The sequence below is a fragment of the Roseinatronobacter ekhonensis genome (assembly GCF_900499075.1).
GTDB classification, from domain to species: Bacteria; Pseudomonadota; Alphaproteobacteria; order Rhodobacterales; family Rhodobacteraceae; genus Roseinatronobacter; species Roseinatronobacter ekhonensis.
In genome coordinates, this window is the sequence record NZ_UIHC01000101.1 from 1 (window position 1) to 4,282 (window position 4,282).

5 protein-coding genes are annotated in these 4,282 nt (G+C 53.8%); all 5 read right to left on the bottom strand.

Translation table 11 applies throughout. The features are described from left to right. Positions 1-91: 91 nt before the first annotated feature. Positions 92-1,510, bottom strand: a complete 1,419-nt coding sequence (locus tag ROE7235_RS18780) for a recombinase family protein (protein WP_121097396.1) — start codon at positions 1,508-1,510, stop codon at positions 92-94. A gap of 10 nt (positions 1,511-1,520) precedes the next feature. Continuing rightward, positions 1,521-1,781: a hypothetical protein gene (locus ROE7235_RS18785; protein WP_121097399.1), complete on the bottom strand. Its 261-nt coding sequence runs from the start codon at positions 1,779-1,781 to the stop codon at positions 1,521-1,523. Positions 1,782-1,844: 63 nt separating this feature from the next. Then, entirely contained in the window at positions 1,845-2,267 is a 423-nt protein-coding gene (locus ROE7235_RS18790; RefSeq protein ID WP_147434276.1) for a hypothetical protein, read from the bottom strand. Continuing rightward, positions 2,257-2,511, bottom strand: a complete 255-nt coding sequence (locus tag ROE7235_RS18795; RefSeq protein WP_121097405.1) for a hypothetical protein — start codon at positions 2,509-2,511, stop codon at positions 2,257-2,259. Before ROE7235_RS18795 ends, ROE7235_RS18790 begins: the two co-directional genes overlap by 11 nt. Before the next feature lie 11 nt (positions 2,512-2,522). Next, entirely contained in the window at positions 2,523-4,094 is a 1,572-nt protein-coding gene (locus tag ROE7235_RS18800; protein ID WP_147434277.1) for a type IV secretory system conjugative DNA transfer family protein, read from the bottom strand. Positions 4,095-4,282: the final 188 nt, after the last annotated feature.

Sequence of the window (4,282 nt, forward strand, 5' to 3'; positions counted from 1 at the left end):
AGCGCCTCAAGCGCCACAGCAGCTTTAAACTTGTCTGAAAAGTTCCGTCGCTTTGTCATTCTCGTATCCATTCGTGCGCGTTGGATACATCTTAGCACGCTGTCCAAATTTGCCGGACCACTTCAATCTGTACTTCCAGCTTTTCCTGAACGATCGCGGACTTGCTGCTGGCGATTTTGTCCACCAACGAAGCCTGTCGTTGCTCTAACGCAGAAATATGTTGGCGGATCTGGTCCCCATCCTGCTTGCGGGAGCGGTTTTTCTGGATCCAGACATCACGCACGACCTCACGAAACAAGGGTAAGAACCCTGGCTTGGCCTGCAAGCTGTCCAAGTAATTGCCTACCGTCTTTTCGAACTCTTTCTGGCTGACCCCAAAGTACTTGTGCCCACGGTTGCAGTGGAAATATCCAAAGTAGTTGCCGGACTTCCCTTTGGAGCGCGATGCGACCAAGGGTTTTTCGCACTGCGGGCATGCTACGACATGGCGCAACAAGAACTCTGGATTGTGACGATGATTCCCCTGCTCTGCGCGCGCTTCTTTGATCTCAACGCTGCCGTCTCTCAGCTGGGTTACCTTCAACGTGCCTCGGTTGGCACGGTTGAACAGATCCCTCGACACCAATGCTTCAATCGGGGCCAGGACCGGCTGGTTTTGATTCCATAGTTCGCAGCGAACGCCGCAGTAGATCGTCTTTTCGATGTAACGGTTGAGCTGTTTGACATCGAGTGGTTTGCCACCGGTTTGCCCAACTACGCGGCGGGTATCCGGATCGAAGAGGTTCATCGACCGTGATTTATACCCCATCGCGTTGATGGCTTCGCAGATCGCGTCGTCGCGCCAGCTGCCATCAGCTTTCAGCTCGAACATTCGAACGATCCACGGCGCTTCAATGGCGTGCGGAACCATGATCGTTTTCTTCTTACCGTCTTCGGTGACGATTTTTTCATTTTGGTATCCAAAGTTTGGTGCTCGGCACTGATATCCGTCCCGCGTCAACTGAATTTGCTGTCCGATAGTGCGAGTCAGAATGTCTGACGCCTCTGCACGAGCCTTCTCGGCCATAAATATCTCGGCATAGTGGCTGGGAGATTCTATGGACCATTGATACTCAACGCCCAGGTGTTCCAGCCGATTGCGTTCCGGCTGAATGATACCGGTGGTGTCCACGAGGCTGACGTTGAGTTCGCGTAGTTGACGTTTGAGCTGCAGGTAGACTTCGGTGCCGCCGCGTGTGAAGCGGTCGATGTCACCGACGATGACGGCGTCAATGTCACGGTTTTCGTCCAAAAAGACGAACAGTTCGTCAAGGATGCGCCGGTCAGTTTTCCGGCCCGAATAATGCTCGATGAAGAAGCGGACGACATCGATCCGCTCTCGCCGCGCCACAAATTCCACCTTACGGCGTTGCGTTTCAATACTTTCGCCTTCCTGAAACTGCTTGTCAGTCGAGACCCGCAACAACGCCACACCAAACCGTGGTGACGTTGCCGGATTGGGGTGCTCCATGGATCTATGGTTAGTTTATTGATTTCAGGCTTCTTCTTGCGCGGCAAATATTGTTCCACAGCAGCAAGCTATCGCCGCACAGAACGGTCGCCGGTGACCGAGTAATCTCTCGTAGACGGTCGAGGGCTTCATCCGGCAAGGACTCGATCTGCAAGTCCATTGGTAATGCGTTCAGAATATTCTGCATGTTGGCCAATTCATCAGCTTCGGCCTTAAGCCTGACCATCTCTTCTGCCGTCACGCACGTCCGCCGGTTTGGTTGGTTCTTCATGTTTGATCATTGTACTTGAAATTGACGTTCCAGCCAGCGTCAGCGTGACAAATGACTTGCCAATCATCGATGATGTTGCCGCTGACTCTGCTTTCTTAACTGATCGGCCAACTCATATTCACGATGCTGTCGGCCCATGCGATGGCCCCGCTCGTAGGTTCTGATTTCTTCGTGTGCTAACTCCTTGGGTGGCGTGTCCTTACCGTCAAAACCATCGCGCCAGCCACGTTCATAAACCTGATCTCTAGGGACCTGCTCCCCGGAGATGAGCTTCGAATTTTGGGCCAGTTCCCGGCTGATCTCGCCCTCTTTGTTGCGCAACCAAAAGTCGTAGTGTCGCTTGTAGGAGGCCATGTAGGCCAACCGGTAGCGATCAGATAACAGTGACGGCAGAAACCGGGGACGGGGCTTTCGCGGAAAGTCGTGCCCGGTATCAAATTCAGCATCGCGGCGTCCGTCGCTGCGTCCGTCATAATCAGCGCTCATTAGATTTTTCCTCTATTGCTGCGGCTCTTTCGGCTGCTTTGACCTTCTCGCGCCAAGCTTCCAGAGCTCGTCGGTCAGCCTTGCCTTTAGCGAAACCTTCTTCGTATCCGTTGCGCCAGAAAACAATGCGATCGGGCACAAGCAAGATCATTTCCATCGGAGCGCCATATCGCCGTGGTTTGGCGTCAATCGCGTGGCTATAGCCTTCCGTAAAACCGGCATCATTCAGTTCGTGGGGTTCCATGTTATTGCCTTTCAAAGTTGGATGATTTTTGGGCTGCGTCCGCCAGACTGCGGAAACGGTGCAGGCACGAGGCGAGCCCGACGTCGAAGGTCGGATCTCTGATAGTATCGCTTGGTTTTGAGCAGAACCGGCAAGCGGTTTGAGTAAAGCATCAACGCTTCATTCTCATCCATCCGGATGATGTCGTTGGCCGCCATCAGTGGTGCGTTGGGAGTGCGCCCCAGACGTGCTTCGAGGTTGCGGGCCGTCTCCAGCGAAGTCCCCGGCAGGTAGATTTCTGTCCCCAAACCTTCGATGATCGTGCGCGCATTCTGTAAGCCATACCGGCCTTCCAACTGTGCCAAGGACTGCAGAAACAGGGCATAGCTGACTTTGTATTTCCGCGAGGTGGTCGCGAAGACTTCGAACCCTGGGATTTGCAGGTGACCGAATTCATCTAGAAACAGCCATACTGGTCGTCCCGGATTACTTGGGTCTTTTAAAAGCGACTTGAATAAATCGGCGTAAAACAAGGACAAAATGAACGAGTAGAGCTCCATTTGCGTTTGGTTGACGATGACAAACATGGCGGTGGGGCGCTGTCGCAACTCGGCAAAGTCGAGTGTGTTGGTGCCGGTCAGCGCGGCCATTTCTGATGTAGCAACGGCATCGAGCGCCACGTCAGCCGACATCAACACCGATTGGATGGTCTTCAGGTTGCCCTGAACAAAGGCCCGATAGGCGGCAAAAGTGCTTTGATCGTTCTGGGTCGCGGACATTACAAAGCGGTCAATGGCCCCCAGTTGGCCTTGAGGCGCGACGTGCGCGTCGAAACCAAGTACCAAATGGCGTAGGTTGGTCAGGTTGCGAAAACTCGGATCCGGTTGGTTCATCAGGCACTGCGCTAGTATTCTGATCAGCTTTTCCGCAGATTGATCCCAAAATGGATCGCTGGCGGATTGTCCGGCGCTCCGACCACTGGCGGATCGGACCAATGTCTTCGCCAGATCGGCCAAGTCCTGAGATGCCTTGGCATTCGCCAGCGGATTATAGGTTTCTGAATGCACCGGATCCATCAGATTCAGGACGCGAACCACATACCCTTGACTGGCCAAATAGCCGGAGCTGGCCTGGTACAATTCCCCCGACGTGTCAGACACCACAAAGCTGGGCTGATTGCTGGGGGGCGATAGCAAGTTTGGCAAAACAAACGTCGAACTCTTTCCGCGCCCCATGCCGCCCTGAACCAAAATACTTTCATAGCCAGCGCTCTCGGACAGACGAGAGGACCGCCCATCGACCAAAGGCCCCTGATTGGCCGAACGCAACAACCGCCAGCGTTCAAACCATCCCATGAACTGGGACTTGGGAGCCGATGCGCCCCACAGCCAGCTGAAGGACAGTCCAAAGCCACGAAATATCAGGCCGATGGTTTTGAACAACCCGGCGAATAGCCAACCGATGGCTTTGAAGATGCCTCTGAAAAAACCGGAGATCAATTTTCCGATGTTCCCAAACAGACTGTTCACGCCACGACGAAAGGGGCCCCAGGTGAGGTACGCCACCACGACCACCAATAGCAGGCCTGCGGGGGCCAGTGACAATAGAAACACCAGAAGTAGTGGCAGCAGCGAAATGATGATGATGGTTTTGAAAAAGCCTTGGTTTAGAGCGCGTCTGGTTCAATCAGTTTCATATCCAGCGGCCTTGAAGAAGTTGTAGCATTCGTCAGGGGTGAACAGGTTACAAACATGACCGACCGCCTTCCATAATTCGTCATATGTCCGTGCAG